We start from the raw sequence: 17,636 nt of genomic DNA, 5'->3' as shown, positions 1-17,636 counted from the left end.
GAAACTGTTTTGAGCATCCAGGCCGCAAGTTGCATCTCATCCAGTTCAACGCTTTGACACCTGACGTCTACTATTTCCGCCTGACCTGAAGCGACAGAAGCGGATTGGGTTTTCGCCGCACTGAGATCTAGGCCAGCAAACTGGTCACGCATACTGTGTGTCGTTCTTGTTTCACACCTGGACTCTAAGGTGTTGATTTCATGAGAGTCATGTTCCTGTTTCACTTCTGGAGTCTAGTTTCATTATCGGACATAGGATAGTGTTCTCTTGGTTCAGGGCATGGTTGATCGTTTGGACATCGCTGTCGCGGATGATGACGCTTGGGAACAGGCGGTTCAGAGGGAGGCGATAAGCCGTCGGTTGACCGATCAGCAGCGTATCTCGCGTTCTGATTTCCTTGCAGCGTGCCGAGAGCTGGGGGTCAAACGTTCCCGCCCTTATGAGCTGATCCGGGTCTACAAGGCGCGCCCTCTCACCAGTTCGCTTATGGCATCCGCTGCCGGAACGCAAACCGGGAGCCGCCGCCTGCCGGATGAGATCGAAGCGGTGGTGTCTGAGGCGATCGATCAGTTTTTCAAGTCACCGCAGAAGCCGAGCATCAACGCACTTCACAAAGAGGACCGTCGGCGCTTTCGTGCAAAGGAGCTGAGGGCGCCATGTTTGTCGACACTTCGGAAGCGGGTGATGGCGCTGAATCCTGCTGAGCTCTCGGCGGCGCGAGAAGGGGCAAAGGTCGCGCGGCAGCGCCATCGACCGGTGCCGGGCAGCTATCAGATCGAGCGCGCCTATGAGGTTGTTCAGATCGATCATACGTTGGTCGATGTCATCGTTGTGGATCGGACCCATCGGAAGCCCTTGCAACAGCCTTGGCTGACGCTTGTTATCGATGTCGCGAGCCGCATGGTGGCCGGTTTCTACCTGACCCTTGAGCCACCATCGGCGCTGTCCGTCTCACTCGTCATCCAGCATATGGTGCAGCCGAAGGGTGCCTGGCTGGACGCCCTTGGGATTGAAGCCGACTGGCCTGCTGCGGGACTGCCCGAGGTCATTCATGTCGATAACGCAAAGGAGTTCCGCTCGAAGTCAATGAAGCGGGGTGCCGAGGAGCACGGCATTTCGCTTCAATACCGGCCCATCGGAGCTCCACACTACGGCGGCCATATCGAACGGCTGATCGGCACGATGATGGGAGCCGTGCATCTGCTGCCCGGATCGACGTTCAGCAGCATTAAGGACCGCGGTGACTACGACTCCGTGTCGAACTCCGCGATGACTCTGGACGAACTGGAGAACTGGTTGGCGCTGGAGATCACCCGCTACCATGCGGAATGTCACCGCATACTTGGTATTCCGCCGCTGGCAGCTTGGCATGAAGCCCACGCGCGGCGGGATGTGCCGCTGAGGATGCCCCATGATCCCGAAGGCTTCAGGATCGATTTTCTGCCCAGTGAGCAAAGGATGGTGCGGCGCGATGGTATCCATCTGTTCGGTCTGCGCTATTGGGACGACATTCTGAGCCTGTGGGCTGGCCAGCAAGGCCGTCGACTGCGCGTCTCCTATGATCCGCGCGACCTTTCGACCGTATTTGCGCGCGGCCCGGACGGCCAAAAGTATCCGGTGAGGTTCGCGGATCTGCGGCATCCGCCGATCACATTGTCCGAGCATCGTCGCGCGCAGACGATCCTACGAGAGCGTGGACGTTCCCTGGAGGATGAAGACCTGATCTTCGAGGTGATCGAGGAACAAGGTGCGCTTCTCGAAGCTACCTCGTCGCGGACGCGGGAGGCGAGGCGGACGAACGAACGTCGCGAACGGGCACTGCATTGTACCGCAACCGATGAGATCGAAGCCGAAGATCACGTTCCCGAGGCAGATGAGAGCGCGCTCAGGAGCCATCCCGGGTTCGAAGTGGAGGAATGGTCGTGAGCGAGGACAGCGCATTCGATCATCTCGATCCGGCCTATCGGCGATTTGCCGAGCTACCGGATGAGGAGCGGCTCGCTTGGATCCGAGCCAACCGCTGAATTGGATTTGATCAGGCAGGGAAGGCCCTTGCGCGGTTGGACAGCCTGCTGACTTACCCTCCTCGTGACCGGATGCCGTGCCTGTTGATCTACGGCGATACCGGCATGGGCAAGACGAAGATCGTGCGCAAGTTCGAACGGGCGCACCCGCCCAAATTCTGCCAGGTCAAGGGTGTCGATCACCGTCCTGTGGTGGTGGCACAAGTGCCATCGGAGCCCATCGAGCGCGATCTCTACCGCGAAGTCTTGGCGGCCATGGGCGCGCCAGCGATGGCCGGGGGGACACTGGCTCGCGAGAAGGATGTCTGCCGGTCGCTTCTCCGTACCGTAGAGGCAAAGATGATCATCCTCGACGAGGTGAACGGCATGCTGGCTGGCACCTTTCGGCAGCAGCGGATTTTTCTCAATGCAATCAGGTTTCTGGCCAATGATCTGCGGATCCCGCTTGTTTGCGCCGAAACCTATCTCGCGCGCCAAGCGCTGCTGACCGACGCACAGCTTGCGGAGCGGTTCGAGGCGTTCCACCTCACGTCCTGGCAAAACGATGCCGCATTCGCAGGCCTTCTGAAGAGTTTCGAGCGCATCCTACCCCTGCGGCAGGCTTCAGATCTGATGAGTGCCGAGACAAGAACCCGCATCCACAACCTCACCTCCGGCGTGACTGCACGTATCTTCCGCCTGATCGAGACAGCGGCGGAAGACGCGATCCGCACGGGTAAGGAGCGGATCGACGTGGAGAGTTTCGGCGATGGTCTTGTGCTGCCGTTGGTCTCGATGACCCAGGTGCCGCGACGGCGGGGGAAACGTTCGCCGCATCCGGCAGTGGCATGACGGTATCGGTGCGGCTATCGGTTGCGCCACGTCCTTTCCGAAACGAACTCCTGTCTTTCTGGACGGTCCGGGTGGCCGCCCGCTATGGCCTGGACGTTCCGGACATGACCACCTGGCTCGCGGGGCAGGGGAGCGGAATACCGTCGCATCGCCTTATTGACGATATTGCTCCCGACCCCGATCTGCTCTGGCTGTGGGCGCGGGCCTGCCGCATTGACCCCGCGCGACTGACCCGCCTCTCTTTGGCTTTCCACTACCCCGATCGCGCCCCTGCATGGACCCTCGAGCGATCTGAGGCGCCGGTCTGTCTCGCCTGCTTCGACGAAGATCGGGCGCGAGGTCGCGACAGTTACTTGCGATTTGCCTGGAGACTGGCCGAGCACCTCGTCTGTCCAGCCCACCGGCAGATGCTGCACGACCGCTGGCCCGGCTTGCAGCGCTCAGCTGCGAGTGCCTTCTCAGTTTTGGAACGGCTTGCTGCGCCCGTTCTGCAGCAGGTGTGGCAGTTTGCTAACCAGCAGGGGAGGGGTGCCGGATCACAATTTTGACGCAGGTTTCTCGGCAGGTGTTCTCGACCTTCAACGCCGAGTGAAGCGGATCCTCCTTGGCGATGCTGTCGGACGCGCACGCCTGGAGGATGTAATCCGCACATTGTGGGCGCCGTTGGATCGGGTGGACGCGGCGCGACCCGTTCTAGGCCTTTGGTTCGATCAACCGGGATAGCACTGTCCGTTCGAGGCGCGTGCGGCTGTCAGCAAGGATGCGCCGTTCCAGCACCTGCCCCTGCGGTGGCGGGCGTTGACCCCAATCGTTCTCGGTAACCTCTTCGGCGCAAAGCTCGATTTTGATGTTGAGATGCCCGAGACTGCGCGCTGGCTGTTCAGCAGAGCCGTTCACGTGCTGCCGCGCCGTCAGTGCCTGTGCCGACGATCAGACGAAGAAAAGAGGTCCGTTGACTGGGCCACAGGAAGAGTCCAGAGATTGAGCAAGAGCCCGGTCCACCGGTTGAGTGAGAACTTCCTCGACGAGAGACGCGATTTCGGGCGAATCCACCCATGAAATCAAAACAACATGCGACTGTTCTGGAGCCTACGTTTTGATGTCCGATAAGGCAAACTTATTGGACATTGCCGAGATCTGCAGGGTGGGGCGGTTTGCACATTATATTGTAGCGGAAAGCGCCGTGAGAGACTAGTCTTGTGGCATGACATATGTCGCCGACAGCTTCGATACACTACCGCCGATGCACGCCTGGGTCACCTCTGCAAGGGCGAAAGCTGCTGAAGACGTGGCATTTTTGTCGGGTGCAGCGCTCTCGCACCTTCATCTTGTGGTGAATAGAGAAGACGTCCCCCAAGCCTTGTTGCGCGCACGGCTTGCGTTGCGCGCGGCGGAGGTCTGCATGACCCATTTGGGTCGTCCAGAAAGGGCAGGGGAGTTACGGGACGCTGTTGGATTTCTGCAGCCTGGTGACAGTCCCGGACCCGCGGGCGAGGTCCTTCTGTCCTGGCAGAAGGCAGTTGAGCGACCCGTCTCGATCAAGGCGCTCCACCGATCGCTGCCGCAGGTGGAGGCGGAGCAGATTGCGACATGGCTCGATGCGGCAGGGCAGGGGGCGCCGGTTGCACGCGCGGCGATTGTCTTATCCGCTGTTCTCGAAGATCGTCCTCGGGATTTATCGTCCGCATTGCTCTTGGCGGATGCGGCATTGGCGCAGTCTTTGGGTTGGACCCATGTTGTTCCACTTCTCGGCCTCGGTCTCAAACGGGCTGACATTCGCAAGACCGGAAGCGACCTGCATGTGGCATGTCATCAAGCGATCCGATCGGCGGCTATTGAAGCCGTACGAGAAGCGGCCTCCCTTAGCCGCCGGGCGTCAAAGCTGCGCGAGGTTGTGCCCAAGCTGCGTGCCAAAGGGGCGGAGGATGCTGTTGCACAGTTTCTCGGCTGTGATGCGCTCCCACCGATGGTTCTCACTTCGTTGCGTTCGGATCGTGCCGCGCGTCGGTTTTGCGATCGCCTGGTCGACCTCGGCGCGGTGCGGGAACTGACGGGTCGGGATACGTTCCGACTCTATGGGCTGTAGCGATGGCCCGGGATCATCACGACAACGATCTGGATCGCGAGCTGGAGGAGCTGCCACAAGATTTGCGCTGGCGCGAATGGATGCGCCGAATTGAGGCGGTATTGTTTGCCTCCGCATCGCCCGTGCCGCGCGAAGACCTGGCTCGCATCGTGGGGCAGGGGGTATCAGTGGAGCTCTTGATCGAAGATCTTGTTGCTGATCTCGAGGGGCGATCGTTCGAGGTGGTCAAAGTGTCGGGTGGCTGGATGATGCGCACGCGACCGGCCTATGCACCGGCCATCAAAGCTGCGGCGGATGTGGGAGACCAAGACCTCGGTCTGCGCGAATACGATGTCGCGGTCTTGGCCGCCATCGCTTATCACCAGCCGATCGACCGGGACGGGCTCAAGGATATCTTTGGCAAAGAGATCAGCCGTGATCTGATTGGGAGGTTGCATGCGCAAGACCTGATCGGGACGGGGCCACGGTCGCCGCGACGCGGTGCGCCCTATACCTACGTGACGACCGAAAATTTCCTCGTGGCGTTCGATCTGGAGTCGCTTCAGGACCTGCCTGATCGCGAGCAGTTGGTGGATGCGGGTATGGTCGCGAGGGGATAGGCAACTATTACTCCAGTTCTTCCGGAGCAGCCTCAATGAGTTCCTTCGAAGAAACGTGTGCGTGGGTGAGTGCTGCGGCGCGCAGCACCCGTACCAATAGTCGTTCAAGTTCGAGTTGATTGCTGATTTGGAGGGCGTGATGTACGGCGCCGCGAACTCGAGCAGCCAAGATCAAGTCCGCAGCAATCTCACTGGCTCCTCCCTTTTTGCCGAGCGCATTGATGTCGTCCAGCAGGTCTTCAGGCGGCTTGCCCTGCTCCAGCAATTTTTTGTTCTTCTTCAGGAGGCGGCCAACATCATTGCCGTCCCAGAGACTGCGAAACATGTACGCGAGCTGGGCCCCTTGCCCACCCATGGCGCGCACTGCTTGCTCTACTGCAACAGACATTCCTTGAAGGTCACTGTGCATACCCGCAAGCCGGGAATGTCCGTACTCGAAGGCATGTCTTTCGAATGATCGCAGGCGGTGAGAGATGGCGTCTTGGTGCGAGGCTTGAAGAAATTCGCCAAACTTCCGCAACTGCTCTTCCGTCAGATCCGGTGACTTAAGTGTTTGAACAAGGCGGTTGATCTGTTCTTTCGCCCAATCCGGCCATATGACCTCGAGGGTGCGTTTGGCAGCGCCGCCCTGAAAGCCAACGAGTTCGTTTATTTCATCGAACGCCATATCCTGTCGGACTTGGAGCAGGCGTACGCCTTCCGCGAGGAAGATCTTATAGGCATCAGCTGCGATAGGCCTTCCTTCGTACGCCCACTCATGCCAGCGCCCCGCCAGAAATTTGCAGCATGCCAGAAGGTGGTCTTTGCCGACCGAGAAACGGCTGAGTGCTTCACCGGCAACCGCAAGCCGGATTTCATCTCTCGCGGCGACCTGTTCGTCGGTAAGAACGATCCGTCCGCCGCCCGAGCCTTGAAGTAGCCTGAAGGTCCGGTCGCGTTCTTCTTCGCGTGCCCATTCTATCGCGTCGAGCCCTGCCTGGTATCGCTCAAAATCTCTAAACGCTCTTACGGGCGCAAACGCTTCAATTGCGCGTCCGCCCGGCCATCGCTTGCTACGGATATCTTCACGCACCCGTCGTGCGATGTCTTCGTCCGCCATGTTGATCCGAATATGAACTCCCATGTCAGCAAGTTCGATGGCGGTCAGCAACTGCCAGCTTGAATAGAAATCCTGAACATTGTCACTGTCATGAAGGTCGGGCTGAGCGTCGCTCGAAACACGGACTCGGCGCTCTCTGTGCGGCACGAACGTCTGTTGCTCTGGCCTTTTGAGAAATTCTGACCATTCGGGCTTTGGTGCGTCAAAGGGATGATTGTCACCCTTCAGACTTCTCATCCCTGCATCTTGCAGAGCATTCCAAAGGTCTGCCGCTGCGTCCATCCGGGGGCCATCGGGCTCAACCGGATCGTGTAGTTCTGACCCTTCTATTCGGCGAGTTTCCTGCCAGATCCGTCGTGCAATCGGATCTGGCCAGCGAAGGCGCATGCGTGGTCGAAGAAGCCCCAGTTCTTCAAGGCTTTCGAGCAGTGAGGCGCCAGCGTACCCTCCACGAAAGGCTTTCAGCTTTGCCAGATCGGATGCAAATGACGACGCTTTTATGTAGCGACCGACTGTTATGCGCGCTCTGTAATCCATGACTGTGTGCCTCGTTGGTGTTTGTCACTCTCCAGCAGGAAGGTTCGTTGCAATCTATATGCAACGTATACCTCGAAAGGCTGACTTATTCACGAATTTCAGTAGGTTAATCGTTTCACTCACGAGGTGCCAGTTGTGATGGACATCAGTCACTAAAATCGTTGCAAAGTACCTGAAACGAAAACTTGCTCTAGCGGAAAGCATATGTATAACAATGTGATAATCGCTTCACACACGTGGAAAATCGTTTCATGGCCCGGTTAGACCAAGACATCCTTGATTTCATCGCCGGAAATCCAGGTGTCGGGCGCGATGCGATCCGTAAAGGAGCAGCAAGGGACGTAAGTGAAACGACCGTTTGGCGCGTGCTCAAGAGGCTCGTTGACGAAGGTCGTCTCGAGGTATCTGGCAAAGGAAGGGCGACGGGCTATCAGCTTGCAGGCTCGACGGTCGTGCGCGCCCATCTTACCGTACCGTATAACAGGCGCTCACCGATCTCCTACAAGCCTGAGTTCCTGGACGCCTACGTACCTGACAAGACTTGGTACTTGCCGCAGGCTGACCGGGATCGAATGCTGGAGGCGGGACGGCCTCAAGGCAGTGCAATGCCAGCCGGCACGTATGCGCGGCGCATCCTCGAACAGCTATTGGTCGACCTTAGTTGGGCGTCCTCGCGGATGGAGGGCAACACCTACGACATTCTGCAAACGGAGCGGCTTATCCGGTTCGGCGAGGAAGCCGAGGGCAAGGATCGCAAAGAAGCTTTGATGATCCTGAACCACAAAGAGGCCATCCAATATGTCGTGGATAACCTGGAAGAAGTCAGTCTCCGTCGTCCTGACCTCTTCGCAATCCATGCGCTCTTGTCCGATGGCCTGCTGGCTGATCCGGCAATGTCCGGACGTTTGCGAGCTATGCCTGTCGGGATTTCGCATTCGAGCTACAGGCCGCTTGATGATGCTGTTACCATCGAAGAGGAGTTTGACATCCTGCTTCAGAAAGCAACGCAGATCACGAACCCTTTCGAGCAGTCATTCTTCTTGCTTGTGCATATTCCTTATTTGCAAGGATTTGCTGACATCAATAAGCGCACGTCCCGTGTTGCCTCCAACATTCCCTTGTTGAAGTCCGACCTTGCGCCGATGTCGTTCACAACGATGGATGACCGGGACTATATTGATGGGTTGATTGGCATCTATGAGCTAAACAACGTGTCCCTCTTTCGGGAAGTGTACATCGATGCCTACCTTGCTTCGGCGGAGAAGTACCGGGTCCTCAGAGCAGAGGTAGAAAGTCCGCACAAAGCGGCGATTGCATACAGAGACTTTGTCCGTGCTGCAGTCAGACGAAGCGTTCTTGAGTTCAAGGGTTTTCGATACGATGACGTTATGATCATGGCGGCGGAGGCTGGTGTCCCCAAGGCTGATCAAGAGAGCGTAGTCGCATACGTGGCTGAGCAGCTAGCGGGTTTGCATGAAGGCAATGCTATTCGCTATCGCCTCAAGCCGGAAGATCTCACAGGTGTCACGCTTGCCTAATCCTTTTCAATCCCAAAGCTTCGTAGCCTTCTCGCCGCAATGGCTTTTTGATCAGAAGCCATGCGGCGAAGCAGACTTCCAGGACCCAGCCTAGCTGCCCTTCAAGCTACGCCTGACAGTGGCGTGGCATGTTCGGCGTGGGCTGTCCCTACACCAGTCTATCCGCCCCTGCCGGATCCAGAAGTGACACCGGCATTCGTTTGTCTGGCGGACCGAGGGCGAGATGGTCGGGCGCCGCAACCAGTCTGACATGGCCGTCCACCTAGGCCTCCGGTTCTTGCTAAGGGACAGCTTGATTGTTTCACCACACCCACCGGGGCAGTGGAAGCAGGCCCACTTGTCGACACCATCGCGCACGATGGTCATCTCCCCCGGCACGATCTGATCCGGCGTCGGGTGTGTAGTAGTTACCCTGGCAAGCAGGTCGCTTCGTGGAATTAGCCGGAAGAGCTCGAGGCTCTTCCGCAGAATGTCGATTATCATCCCACTCACCCGATGCGATCCAGGAACGGGTCGACGTCGCCGAGCCCCCAGTATTCCTCGCTGCCGCAAACCGGACAGTCGGACCGGGGCTGTGCCGCTTGCGAACGCTCGAAGCCCTTGTCGAGCTTGCGATAGCGTTGCCATGTCCACCCACCGCTGCCGCGGAAGTCAACGAGACCGGCAAGGAGTTCGTTCACCGCCATGGTGGCGGCCTCGGAGGTGAAGGTCACCACGGCCGGTGCCGGATTGCCCGCACCGCGGACGTAGGCCTCGGTCTTCTGCCGTTCATATTCGGCGGGGTCCAATCGCTCGAGATCCTCCTCGCGGGCCCTGACGCGATCGACTGTGCCCCGGCAACCGTGGCAAGCAGACGTCGGGAACAGCACGCTGACCCGCGCGGCCATCTCGAGGAGGCCGGGCTCACCATCGTCACGGGGCATTAGGACCAACCCGACATCGATCACCGGTATCAGGTAGAAATGCGCGATGCGGTTCAAGTAGAGGCGCCCGGAATGATCGTCCGTACATCCGAAGATGATGTCGCAGGATTTCAGCGCGTCACGGATGTCCGGCGCATCCACCCAGCCGCTCACCGACTGGATCTCGATGTCGAGACCCATCATTGTCACCTCGCGCGCCATGACGTCGACCTTGGGCACCGCGTGGTCGGCATCTTTCCGGGTCGCGCCGTACAAGCGGTTCAGGTTGGAATGCTCGACCACGTCATCATCGATGACCAAGATGTGCCCCACGCCGAGGCGAGCGAGGAGTTGGACCACCGGGCTTCCGGTGCCGCCGCAGCCGACCACGGCAACAGAGAGCTGTTTGAGGAGGCCGTTGACCTCCGGGCCGAATGCCAGTGCCTGTCGGGCCAAAGTTTCCGACGGGGGCGGCGCGTCGGTAGACTGGATCTCTATCCGGGTGCCGATGGTAGTCACGCGATGACAGTGCAGAGGTGTCATGTCGTCTTCCCAGACCCGCGCCCGGTAGAGGCTGTCACCGACCTGCACGACGCTCACCAGCCGTGTCCCCTCACCGTTCCGGTTGCGGGCCATGGTGAAAAGGTCGCACTCGTTGCGATCGTCTTGTTCCGAGAAACCATCGAAGCCTCCTGGGTGACTATGAACGATTGCCGGCACCAAGCCTTCCTCCTTGGCGCGGCGACAGAGCTGAGCGAAGGAGTTCGTGTTCCAGGTGACATGCTTGTCGCTGGCATCGACGCGGTCCTCCTGCGGGATCGCGATGACCTCGTAGGACGTGTAACGGGTCCGTGGCTCGAGATCCCAGGGATCCTGTGCGATCTCGCTCTTGCCGAGCAGCATGTAGGCGGCGCCTTCGTGCCCACGGGGGTGCGCAAGCAGCGCCTGCAGCTTGTCGCGGTGACGGGCATGGAGAGTGATATCGCTGCGTTTCATGCCGCCACCTCCAGGGCCTCTTCGACCCGCTTCAGCATGGTCCAGATGCCGTCAATGCCGGGACGCCACTGGTTGTTGTGGCGAGACCAGCGCTGCCAAGTCTGGCCAGCATGGGTCTCCCGCACCTGTGTGCAGCGGGGCTCACGCTGGCCGGCAAGGAGCTTGAGATGCGGCACGGCGTAGAACATGTCGGGTGCGACCTCAGGATACGAGGGCGGCAGCAGGATCAGAATATCCGTCTGGGCGACTTGATACTTGCCTTCCGGCAACGTGATCCCGGTGAGGATCACGCCCTTCTTTCCGCCTTCGATGACCTCGCGAACGGTGATGCCGCGACCCTCAAGGTAGCGGCGATCCTGACGGGGGAGGAGGCTCATGCCGCACCCCCTTCCGTGGTCTGGGACACGCCGGTGAAAAAGTGCTCCAATCCCGCGTCCGCGAGGCTGATCAGATCGGTGTCGCCAACCAGGATGTCATCCTTGCCCGGGATCACCTGCCAGACGGCGAACTTGGCGGGTTCGACCCCGGCCAGCTTCTTGAGCACGCGCCCGGTGATGACCTTGTGGCCCCACTCGAGGCGTTTGCCATCAATGTCAAAGCGGTAGGATTCCGCGCTCCGGAAGACCAGGAAGCGTTCGACCTGGCCGGGGCGCAGATCCGTGGTTTCCTCGAGGCGCAGTTCCTCGAGTTCACCGTTGCGCAGCACCTGGAACACGAGGTGTTCCTCGGCCTTGCGGTAGCCGGCCCCCTCGATGATCTGACGGCCGGTGGGCGTCGGATCGTCGACGACGACGTGTGTGAACTGCAGGTCGTGGTCGCCGACTTGGACCTTGTAAGGTCCGTGGTCGCGGGGTTTGCGGCCAGCCTTCACGGCGGCCAAAAGATCTTCGATTTCAATTTGCTCATTAGGCATAGCAGCTCGTCCTTTCCTCAATGTTCGACACCGCCGTTTGGTGTCTTTAAGACTTCTCCAAGTTGGAGTATCTTTATGGTGTAGGAAATTCTGCCAAAAACAATACCCCATATTGGGGTACATACATGAGGCCTAGCTATGCGGCTGATAGGATTGGATATTATCGAAGATTTTCGATCCCAGAACGAACGCGAAGCTTGGGTTTGGGAGGTTGATGCTCTGATGCTCGAGGTTGCGAATCGAATCTGGTCTGATCCTAAGGAGCTCCTCAAGGACTACCCCACGGCTGAGACCAACCCGCCGAATGTCACTTTCAAACTCGCCGGAGGCCGAGTTTTGGTGAAGTGTATTGTTCTCTTCAAAACTGGATTGGTGGTTCTGAAGCAAGTGGTACTGGACGCAATAGCCCACTCGTCAAAAACACTTCAGAAGTCTGGAGGTGCGGTATGACCTCAGGGAAAGTGACGGCCGTGAAGCCAATTCATGATGCGAAGGATCACGATGCCGCCAAAAGAGCCATTGAGAAACTCATGATCGAGATGTCCGAGGGAAACTCGGCCGTCGCCGATGATATCGAGGTCCTTGTGGCTCTGGTGGAAGCATATGAGCGAAGAAACTTCCCAGTCCATGTTCCGAGCGCAATTGAGGCGATCAGGTTTCGGATGGATCAATTGGGTCTCACGCAAAGAGACCTCGTACCATATATTGGTTCAACCGCGCGCGTTTCTGACGTGATGAATGGATCAAGGAACCTATCAACGGATATGATGCGAGCTCTTCATGAGGGGCTTGGCATACCCTATGAAGCACTAATGAAGAGAAGTTCGCCTTCAAATGGTGATCAGATCGACGTCAAAGTGCCAGTTCTTAACAAGCTCAAGTCTATAGGTTTCAATGTAGACAAAGCACAGGTCACGAGCTTTCTTAATCGAGCTTTCGGCGAACAGATCACACCCGCACTGAATAGAAAAACTCGTACACCCCGAGCTAGCGGCAAAACCGACTATTCTTCACTTCTCATGTGGCAGGCAGCGGTTCTGACCAAGGCTCGCTCAATGTCTGCGGCTTCGTTTTCACATGATCATCTCAGTGAAGACTTTCTCCGATCCCTGGCGAAACTGAGCCTCAGAAAAGATGGCCCCATGAGGGCCATTGAGGCCTTTAGGGAGATGGGGATTGTCGTTGTCGCTGTGCCAGTGCTACCCGGAACATTTTTGGATGGCGCAGCGATGCTTCTCGATGGCAAAATACCAGTTATTGGCTTAACCCTTCGACACGATAGAGTTGACAACTTTTGGTTCACACTAATCCACGAAGCGTGTCACCATTATCTCCATTTCGATGTTTTGAAGTCACCAGGGCATGCATTCTTTGATGAATTCGATTTGAAGTCTGAAGATCGTCAGGAAATGGAAGCCGATCAAATGGCGCTAAGATCACTCATACCTGAAGAATGTGTCACGAGCATTCGCAATCCATATGCGAGTACCGACGACATAAAGTCTGCCGCGCGTTGTGCTGGTGTGCATGTTTCAATCGCTGCCGGCAGATGGCAAAAGAGACATGAAAATTATAAGAAGTTCTCACGATTAATCAGAAGAAATACCCTGAGAGAGCAGTTGCTGTAAGAACCTCGCTCAACATCATCATCCCAAAGGATACTCCAAATACTAGGGCGGCTGTCCTTAGTAGTAATTGAAGAAGAAGGCACAGCTGACGTGTTTTATGCGAGTGAGGAAAGTCTGGACGATCTCATGAGAGCAGTCTTCAGACAGCTGCTTACGGGGCGCGGTAACTTCGAAGTTGAATCCAAAAAAGGTAAGAGTACAGAAGCTTTTGGAGCACTTTTGGAGCTCAGGAATCCTCGGGCTCGTCTAAGTCGCTCGTTTTCGAAGGCCAAGGCTTTCAGTCCGCTTGGCGAGTTGTTCTGGTATCTCGCCGGGAGCGATAGCGTCGACTTTATCAAACACTATATTCGAAACTACGCAGTGATGATTGGAGACGAGGTCAAAGCGAACGGAGCTTACGGCCCAAGAATTTTTGGAAAGGACTCAGTAGGAAAGCCGGATAAGAATAGTGAATGGGATCGCGTGATGCGTACGTTGCGTGAAAGAGAGGGTTCAAGGAACGCTCTAATCCAGATCTATGACAATTCAGATGCCAAGCCAAAAAATGGCGACAAGCCCTGCACCTGCACCATCCAGTTTGCAGTGAGGAACCAACAACTATTGATGCATACTCACATGCGATCCAATGATGCTTTCTTCGGACTTCCGCACGACATCTTCACCTTTACAATGATGCAAGAAATAGCGGCTCGTGAGCTGGGTTACGGTCTGGGCCGGTACACGCATTCCGTTGCCAGCTTGCATCTCTACCACGACTGTGATGCCACTAAGGATCACCCTGAGAATAGATCAACCTCAGGGGCAAGAAGCTACTATGCGGAGGATCTATGTGACTTTGTTCCAATGCCTGACATGCCACCTGGTTGTCCTTGGAGCAGCATAGAACAGGTTCAAACCGCCGAGCATGCGATCCGGCACGGTAACACTGATTTCCGAGTTACGCCTGAACTTGATCCCTATTGGCGCGACTTTGTGGGTTTGTTTAGAATCCATAAGATCTTCGAAGAAGTCAGAAAGAGCGCCGAATCCTCAAACACAGAGATAACACAATTGAGAAAAGTGATTTCCACTATGCAAGAGATCTCTCCTTCGTATCAAGTCTACATCCGCGATAGGTTGGAACGCAGAGAGGCACCAGTGCGTGACCTTTTTGAAGGCCTAAATGCCGGTATTGATCAATGACGGGTGCTCACAAAGACAGAGAAGCTGAGTTTGTTGCTAAGATTGGGCAGATTGATCAACAGCTTGGCCCGCTTCCTGGCACTGCGACACCGCAACGCATCCGCTGTTGGGCACAGCAGATCGTGTCGAGTTTACGCCGAATTTCATATACTGAAACACTACAGACGCGGGCGGTGAACCCTCAAAGGTGCAACCCGCAGTCTGAGATTTTTGATCCTGTCAGAGGTGCTATTCACTTCAATCGAACTGGGCAACTAGACGAAGCTGTTTGGCTGACGTTCGTTCTAACCCACTTTGGGAAGCACGAATTAAACGAATGGGACTTCCCCAAGAGTATTTACGGCTCGTTTGGTGCCGGTCCCACCTGGACTCTTCAAGAATATGGTGCCAACCCAGTAGCATTTGAAAACATGCTTGCTGAAAATGCAGGGAACTTGTCACCAGCAAGGTTTTCGAACCACCGCAAGTTCCAAAGCAAGAAGCCGCACGCAATAGCCAGGACATTTCAAACATACTATGCGTGGCAAACCGAGTATGGAAATTTTCGAGATAGAATGATTGCTACACACGCCATTGTCGGGCAAGAGCCAGCAGCTGCATTTGATGAACTATACAAGTCCATGAAAAGTGTGTTTGGTTTCGGTGGCGGGCGGCTTGGCAGGTTTGATTTTCTCACCATGCTCGGAAAACTTCAGCTTGCTCCAATTAAGCCGGGCAGCGTTTATCTAGACAAGGCCACGGGACCTCTGGCTGGAGCGCGTCTACTTTTTTATGGTGATCGTGAACACGGAATTACTGGTAAGGCACTGGAACCTCGGGTTGATGGTCTGGATTGCATTCTAGATGTCGGAAAGCAGGTAATTGAGGACAGTCTTTGCAATTGGCAGAAGAGCCCTGATGTCTACGAATATTTTCGAGGCTGAGAAAGCTTAGGCAACAGAGTGTCCCCGTTCCACCTGTAGCGGCGCTTTAGATTGTTGAATTGGTGCGGTTGTAGGACGCCCGCCTTTTGAAGCTGCCCAACCACTATGCCCGGCGTAACGTCGGCTATGCGCGCGATCCTACGAACATGCGGACGGGTTGGCACAGCGTTTAGCATCTCGTCACGTATGGAATGAGGGATGAGCACATCTTGCGCGAAAGAATCTGCCTCATCTTCAATTGCTGTTTCACCTAACGGAGATGGGTCCCCGCCATCCACGGAGATGTGGTCGGTGCCGTGCAGTACAACGTGCGCAGCTTCATGGAAAAACGTGAACCAGAAATGGTCTTCGCTGAGGAAGCGGAAACTCAACATGATTACAGGATTGCCCTGCTTTGCAGTCCAAGTTGCACCGCTGGCACGACATCCCTTCGGGGCCTTCGAACTCACCAAACCGACACCACATTCGGCACAGACTTTCTGCAATTTCGGGAAGTATAAGTATGGGTGCTTGAGAGAGCACAGCTTTTTAAGTGCCGGCAAACGTTTCTTGAACTCGCTGGACGCGAACTTCCCGAGAGTCAGTTGATCAGACTGCAACTCGCCAACACGCAACCACGCCAAGGTTGCCATTTCGTCTGCTTCAAAGGCGAACGATGTTCGAAAAGCAACTTGGCCAATGCCGGCAGAATACCGTTCATTCCAACTATTGATGCTGTCGCACCCAAAAAACTGCAAGATATCTTCGCCCAGCCGATCACCCCGAGAACCTTTCGGCAGCCATCCAAGGTCACGCAGCGCTTTTGCAGGAAACGAATGTCCCCAGGCGTTTAGCGATTGAGAAGGTTTGGATCCTGTGATCCGCTCTTGGTCGGCAATGAATTGCTTGTATCTTTCGTTCCAAAACTGACGCGATGCACCAAGCTCCGCAGACAGCGCATCCGCGATATTGTCACAGATTTGGACACGGCCATCCATAACGCCAGCAAACACATCTTCCTCTAAGCCGATGCGTTCAGCCAATTCATGAATGGGAATGCATTCCGTGACCGCCATCCGAGCGATGGTGTCGCCCGGCGGTGAAGCCCAGTTAGGTTCAAACATCAAGTCAACACCTCACGGCCAATCATGATTGCCTCTAAACGAATGCGATGGGCGTCTGTCCACGCGTCGTCCCCACCAGATGCGGATATAACGGTCTTCAAAGTGCAGCCAGGTGAGACAAACCAACTCAATTCAAACTTGTCGCGATTCCTTGCAACCGATTTTGGGCCGCCCGGCACGTCACCGGCAAAGCGCGCCGCTCTGAAGTCTGCAATTAGTCCAATGAATGCCTGCCCAGCTTCACTTCCAAGGTGGTAATAGGCTCGCTTGGGTTCTGTCGCTAAGTCCCTCATCAATTGGCTCGAAAAAGTCGGTTCCAAACGCCCGGGATCCAATCTACTATACACCATCGAGTGTCAGAGAACACACAAACCACTACATCTGCCAAATTTCCACACATGGGGCAGTTGTAAGCTAACCTTCGCGCGAAGTCACGTGTGAAGAGAGAGTCGGCAAGTTTCATTGCTTTGGAAGTCCCCCAGGTAAGCTGTTCCGATCTGGTGTTACCCTTGACCGTCACCAGTCTGCGTTTCGGCAGGCACTTCAGTATTGGATGCCGACGCATTCGGTGAGAAAAAGCTCACGACCTCCGCACGATAGACGATCAAGACAATTGTCAGTATGAGACCCAAGGTTGCACTAGCGCGGACCAACCAGGTTTTTACCGATGCAACGCTCTCCTTGAGAGTGGATAGTTGCTGCTTTAGCTCAGAAATCTGTTCTGAAAGCTGGTATGCTGTAAGCGCTTCAACAGCTATGCCGTTTATCACATCGGTCGGAATTCTTTCGAGGTTGTTTGGGATTTTGCCGCTTTCTTCATGATCCTCTTCAACTGGGGCATTCAGGTCGGCAATCCAAAGCGAGAAAATCTCATCACCTGAACGCAGATTTACGTGCCGAGGACCGGCATTGAAGACCGCAAATACTAAGTTGCCTTGGAATCCTGGATTGACCTGGAAACCCGAGACGTTCACAAGGCCTCGAAACTTAATCGACGCTCTTATGGAAATAAATCCGATTGAAGATCTTGATATTCGGACTTTTTCTTTGGTGAGAATAAACGCGAACTGACCTGGTCCGATCACAAATGCTTCCGCGTCTTCCAATTGATTGACCGTGGAAGTTCCATCTCCATTCACGAAGTACTCAGACCCCACAGAAAGGCGGTATCCAGCAGCTTCCACCTTCTCTTCTTCCCATGGAGAAACGGGGCGGTTGCTGTCGGGCTTGGCCCCTTCGTCAAGCCATTTTTTTCTACCCCAAAAGGCCAATGTC

18 protein-coding genes are annotated in these 17,636 nt (G+C 56.1%); 10 read left to right on the top strand and 8 right to left on the bottom strand.

From position 1 onward, the window contains the following. Window positions 1-279: 279 nt before the first annotated feature. The 3 genes from CFI11_RS19215 (at window position 280) to CFI11_RS24695 (ending at window position 3,403) form a co-directional block, all read left to right on the top strand. Window positions 280-1,926: a Mu transposase C-terminal domain-containing protein gene (locus CFI11_RS19215; protein ID WP_130408856.1), complete on the top strand. Its 1,647-nt coding sequence runs from the start codon at window positions 280-282 to the stop codon at window positions 1,924-1,926. 98 nt (window positions 1,927-2,024) lie between these two features. Further along, entirely contained in the window at window positions 2,025-2,855 is an 831-nt protein-coding gene (locus CFI11_RS19210) for a TniB family NTP-binding protein (protein WP_256370583.1), read from the top strand. Further along, window positions 2,852-3,403, top strand: a complete 552-nt coding sequence (locus tag CFI11_RS24695) for a TniQ family protein (protein ID WP_254448966.1) — start codon at window positions 2,852-2,854, stop codon at window positions 3,401-3,403. Before CFI11_RS19210 ends, CFI11_RS24695 begins: the two co-directional genes overlap by 4 nt. Before the next feature lie 145 nt (window positions 3,404-3,548). On the opposite strand, the gene CFI11_RS24690 is transcribed toward CFI11_RS24695, so the two are convergent. Next, on the bottom strand, window positions 3,549-3,752 hold the full coding sequence (locus tag CFI11_RS24690; protein WP_254448965.1) for a hypothetical protein: 204 nt from the start codon (window positions 3,750-3,752) through the stop codon (window positions 3,549-3,551). Between the two features lie 307 nt (window positions 3,753-4,059). On the opposite strand from CFI11_RS24690, the gene CFI11_RS19200 reads away from it, so the two are divergent. Both CFI11_RS19200 and CFI11_RS19195 read left to right on the top strand, forming a co-directional pair. After that, entirely contained in the window at window positions 4,060-4,941 is an 882-nt protein-coding gene (locus CFI11_RS19200) for a DUF1403 family protein (RefSeq protein WP_254448964.1), read from the top strand. A gap of 2 nt (window positions 4,942-4,943) precedes the next feature. Beyond that, a complete protein-coding gene (locus CFI11_RS19195; protein WP_130408855.1) occupies window positions 4,944-5,540 on the top strand; it encodes an SMC-Scp complex subunit ScpB in 597 nt (198 codons plus the stop codon). A 7-nt stretch (window positions 5,541-5,547) separates the two neighbouring features. On the opposite strand, the gene CFI11_RS24390 is transcribed toward CFI11_RS19195, so the two are convergent. Further along, complete coding sequence (locus CFI11_RS24390; protein ID WP_165390315.1) at window positions 5,548-7,176, bottom strand: hypothetical protein; 1,629 nt, start codon at window positions 7,174-7,176, stop codon at window positions 5,548-5,550. Between the two features lie 251 nt (window positions 7,177-7,427). Here CFI11_RS24390 and CFI11_RS19185 point away from each other — a divergent pair, with 251 nt between their 5' ends. Beyond that, entirely contained in the window at window positions 7,428-8,714 is a 1,287-nt protein-coding gene (locus tag CFI11_RS19185; protein WP_130408853.1) for a Fic family protein, read from the top strand. Between the two features lie 90 nt (window positions 8,715-8,804). Here the strand turns inward: CFI11_RS19185 and CFI11_RS24685 are convergent, their stop codons facing one another. The 4 genes from CFI11_RS24685 to CFI11_RS19165 form a co-directional block, all read right to left on the bottom strand. After that, a complete protein-coding gene (locus CFI11_RS24685; protein ID WP_254449105.1) occupies window positions 8,805-9,080 on the bottom strand; it encodes a DUF6527 family protein in 276 nt (91 codons plus the stop codon). Between the two features lie 122 nt (window positions 9,081-9,202). Next, window positions 9,203-10,612 (bottom strand): ThiF family adenylyltransferase, encoded by a 1,410-nt coding sequence (locus tag CFI11_RS19175; RefSeq protein ID WP_130408851.1) that lies wholly within the window; start codon window positions 10,610-10,612, stop codon window positions 9,203-9,205. Further along, complete coding sequence (locus tag CFI11_RS19170) at window positions 10,609-10,989, bottom strand: E2/UBC family protein (protein WP_130408849.1); 381 nt, start codon at window positions 10,987-10,989, stop codon at window positions 10,609-10,611. Before CFI11_RS19170 ends, CFI11_RS19175 begins: the two co-directional genes overlap by 4 nt. Beyond that, complete coding sequence (locus CFI11_RS19165; protein ID WP_165390314.1) at window positions 10,986-11,525, bottom strand: multiubiquitin domain-containing protein; 540 nt, start codon at window positions 11,523-11,525, stop codon at window positions 10,986-10,988. Before CFI11_RS19165 ends, CFI11_RS19170 begins: the two co-directional genes overlap by 4 nt. Before the next feature lie 138 nt (window positions 11,526-11,663). On the opposite strand from CFI11_RS19165, the gene CFI11_RS19160 reads away from it, so the two are divergent. The 4 genes from CFI11_RS19160 to CFI11_RS19145 all read left to right on the top strand — a co-directional run bounded on the left by CFI11_RS19160 (window position 11,664) and on the right by CFI11_RS19145 (window position 15,258). Continuing rightward, window positions 11,664-11,975: a hypothetical protein gene (locus tag CFI11_RS19160; protein ID WP_130408846.1), complete on the top strand. Its 312-nt coding sequence runs from the start codon at window positions 11,664-11,666 to the stop codon at window positions 11,973-11,975. Further along, a complete protein-coding gene (locus tag CFI11_RS19155) occupies window positions 11,972-13,153 on the top strand; it encodes an ImmA/IrrE family metallo-endopeptidase (protein WP_130408844.1) in 1,182 nt (393 codons plus the stop codon). Before CFI11_RS19160 ends, CFI11_RS19155 begins: the two co-directional genes overlap by 4 nt. A 90-nt stretch (window positions 13,154-13,243) precedes the next feature. Then, window positions 13,244-14,335, top strand: a complete 1,092-nt coding sequence (locus tag CFI11_RS19150) for a thymidylate synthase (RefSeq protein ID WP_130408842.1) — start codon at window positions 13,244-13,246, stop codon at window positions 14,333-14,335. Continuing rightward, window positions 14,332-15,258, top strand: coding sequence for a hypothetical protein (locus tag CFI11_RS19145; protein ID WP_130408840.1), 927 nt, complete (start codon window positions 14,332-14,334; stop codon window positions 15,256-15,258). The genes CFI11_RS19150 and CFI11_RS19145 overlap by 4 nt, the downstream gene beginning before the upstream one ends. Here CFI11_RS19145 and CFI11_RS19140 read toward each other — a convergent pair. Both CFI11_RS19140 and CFI11_RS19135 read right to left on the bottom strand, forming a co-directional pair. After that, entirely contained in the window at window positions 15,237-16,361 is a 1,125-nt protein-coding gene (locus CFI11_RS19140; protein ID WP_130408838.1) for an ImmA/IrrE family metallo-endopeptidase, read from the bottom strand. The genes CFI11_RS19145 and CFI11_RS19140 overlap by 22 nt on opposite strands. A 503-nt stretch (window positions 16,362-16,864) precedes the next feature. Continuing rightward, the gene (locus CFI11_RS19135; RefSeq protein WP_130408836.1) at window positions 16,865-17,632 is read right to left on the bottom strand and encodes a deoxycytidine triphosphate deaminase; all 768 of its coding nucleotides are present in this window, start codon (window positions 17,630-17,632) and stop codon (window positions 16,865-16,867) included. Window positions 17,633-17,636: the final 4 nt, after the last annotated feature.

Source organism: Thalassococcus sp. S3, from assembly GCF_004216475.1.
In the GTDB taxonomy this organism is placed as follows: domain Bacteria; phylum Pseudomonadota; class Alphaproteobacteria; order Rhodobacterales; family Rhodobacteraceae.
This window is presented reverse-complemented; position numbering and strand designations above follow the sequence as displayed.